2 protein-coding genes are annotated in these 2,641 nt (G+C 65.3%); both read right to left on the bottom strand.

Going from position 1 to position 2,641, the window contains the following annotated elements; genetic code table 11:
* Positions 1 to 81: 81 nt before the first annotated feature.
* On the bottom strand, positions 82 to 2,304 hold the full coding sequence (locus D6T63_RS18785) for a heavy metal translocating P-type ATPase (RefSeq protein WP_407923763.1): 2,223 nt from the start codon (positions 2,302 to 2,304) through the stop codon (positions 82 to 84).
* 58 nt (positions 2,305 to 2,362) lie between these two features.
* Positions 2,363 to 2,641, bottom strand: a 279-nt coding sequence (locus D6T63_RS18790; RefSeq protein ID WP_235830875.1) for a heavy-metal-associated domain-containing protein, incomplete at its 5' end; no start/stop codon positions are given.

Consider the following 2,641-nt stretch of genomic DNA (forward strand, 5'->3'; position numbering starts at 1 on the left):
ACTTGGGTGCCGATCTTGATTAACGAACGGGTCATCGATCATGTTCGGCACCCGTGACGACTCTCACGTACAGGGGCGCTCCTAGTGGGTGTTGATTCGTTCCGGGCTGAGATCGATCCGGCGTAGGAGTTGGGCGTTCAGGGCGACGACGATCGTGGACACGCTCATCAGGACCGCCCCAGCGGCGGGGGAGAGCAGGATCCCCGCGAACGCCAGCACTCCTGCCGCCAGTGGCACCGCCAGAACGTTGTACCCGGTGGCCCAGATCAGGTTCTGGATCATCTTGCGGTAACTGGCCCGAGACAGGTCGATCAACGCCAGCACCGATCGCGGGTCATTCCCGGCGAGGACGACACCGGCCGACTCCATGGCCACGTCCGTACCGGCACCGATCGCGATGCCGACCTCGGCGCGAGCCAGGGCCGGTGCGTCGTTTACGCCGTCGCCGACCATCGCGACTTTCAAGCCGCGGGCCTGCAACTCGGTGACTTTGGTGTCCTTGTCTTGAGGCAGGACGTCCGCGAACACCTCATCGATGCCGAGCTCCGCGCCGACCACGTCGGCGACCTGGCGCGCGTCGCCGGTGATCATCGCGACCTTCACCCCGCGGGCTTGCAACGCCTTCACCGCGGCCCGGGATTCCTCCCGGACCTTGTCCTCAAGCCGGACCGCGCCAATCACAGAGTTGTCGCGGATGACATGCAGCACGGATGCGCCTCGTCCAACCCATTCCTGCACCGTTCCGGCGATGCCGGAAGGGGTCGTGAGGCCAAGTTCGGCGAGCATGTTCGGTCCGCCCACGGCCATCTGGTATCCGTTGACGGTTGCCCGGACGCCGCGTCCGGTCATGGAACTGAATTCGGTCCCTGTGTAGGAGAGACTCGTCGCCGCGGGGTTGGTTCGTGCGGCGGTGACGATGGCCCGGGCGACGGGGTGCTCACTGTCGGCTTCGGCTGCAGCAGCCAGAGCCAGGAGTTCGGCTTCGCTGACACCGGTGATCGTAGTTGTTGCGGTGACGGCGTGCCGGCCTTCGGTGAGGGTGCCGGTCTTGTCGAACAGCACGATGTCGACGGTGCGCATGCGCTCCAGGGCGATCCGGTTCTTGATCAGCACCCCGGCCTTCGCTGCACGCTCGGTCGAGATCGCGATCACCAACGGAATGGCCAATCCCAGGGCGTGCGGGCAGGCGATGACCAGGACGGTGACCGTGCGGATCACCGCATCATCCGGGCTGCCCAGGAGTATCCAGCTAATGAACGTCAGGATCCCGGCCCCGAGTGCGAAGTAGAACAACAGGGCTGCAGCCCGGTCGGCGAGAGCCTGCGCCCGGGAGGAGGAAGCCTGTGCTTCGGCGACCAGACGTTGAATCCCGGCGAGGGTTGTCTCCGACCCGACGGCACTCACTTGAACGCGGACCGCGTTGTCGGTTGCCACCGTGCCGGCGACGACGGTCTCGCTGACGGTACGGGAAACGGTGCGGGATTCACCGGTGATCATCGACTCGTCGAACTCGGCCGTCCCGTCGATAATCTGCCCGTCCGCAGGTACACGTGCGCCGGAGCGCACGAGGACGACATCGCCGACGACCAGTGAGCTGACGGGTACGGTTTCGATGCCGGAGTCGGTGACCTTATCGGCCTCGTCGGGGAGCAGGGCTGCCAGGGCGTCGAGGGCGCCGGCTGCTGAACCGAGGGCCCGCATCTCCATCCAATGCCCGAGCAGCATGATGACGACAAGCAGGGCCAGCTCCCACCAGAAGTCCAGATCGAACCCGCCGATTCCGAGGGTCGTGATCCAGGATGCGATGAACGCGACGCTGATCGCCATCGCGATCAGCAGCATCATGCCCGGCTGCCGGGACTTCAGCTCCGTCAGACCGCCCTTGAGGAACGGTGCACCACCGTAGACGAAGATCACCGTGCCCAGGATCGGAGCGATCAGTGCAGAGCCGGGGAACTCGGGCGGCATGGCCCCGAACAGCATAGTGAACATGGGACTGAACGCCACGACCGGAACCGCGAGGACCAGGTTGATCCAGAACCGGTTTTTGAACATCGCGGTCGAGTGCCCAGCGTGCTCCCCATGGGAAAGGACCTGATGATCATCGTCCATCCCATGACCCGCGTGATCACTGTGTCCCGCGTGCTCGCCGGTGGGGTGGCCGGGTTGGTGGCCACTAGCGAGTTGCTCCTGGGTGGAGATCGCCGAATGGGCGTGATCGTCGGGCATGGCCTGACCGTGTGTCGATTCCGGTTCGCCCGGGTGGTGATGTCGCTGGTTGTTGATGTTCTGTTTCTTGCTCATGATGACTCTTCCTTCGGCCCCCTCGAGGGGAGGGGTGCCCGTGCCTTTGCCTGTCGGCTCAGGCGGTCGTGAGCTGGTAGCCGGCTTTCTCCACGGCGTCCCGAACGGAAGCCTGAGAGATGGGCTGGCTGCTGGTAACGCTGACGGTGGAGGTGCCGCCAGGAACGAGTGCAATCTGGACGTCGTTCACGCCGTCCAGGGCGCCGATGGCGCTGCTGACGCGGCCGGCGCAGGAACCGCAGGTCAGGCCGCTCACCGAGTAGTCGGCCGACACTGCAGTCTCACGTGATGGCTGGTTCGGGGTGGCCTGCTGGGGTGCGCAGCACCCACATGACCC

This window comes from Arthrobacter cheniae, assembly GCF_003602275.1.
Classification (GTDB): domain Bacteria; phylum Actinomycetota; class Actinomycetes; order Actinomycetales; family Micrococcaceae; genus Arthrobacter_D; species Arthrobacter_D cheniae.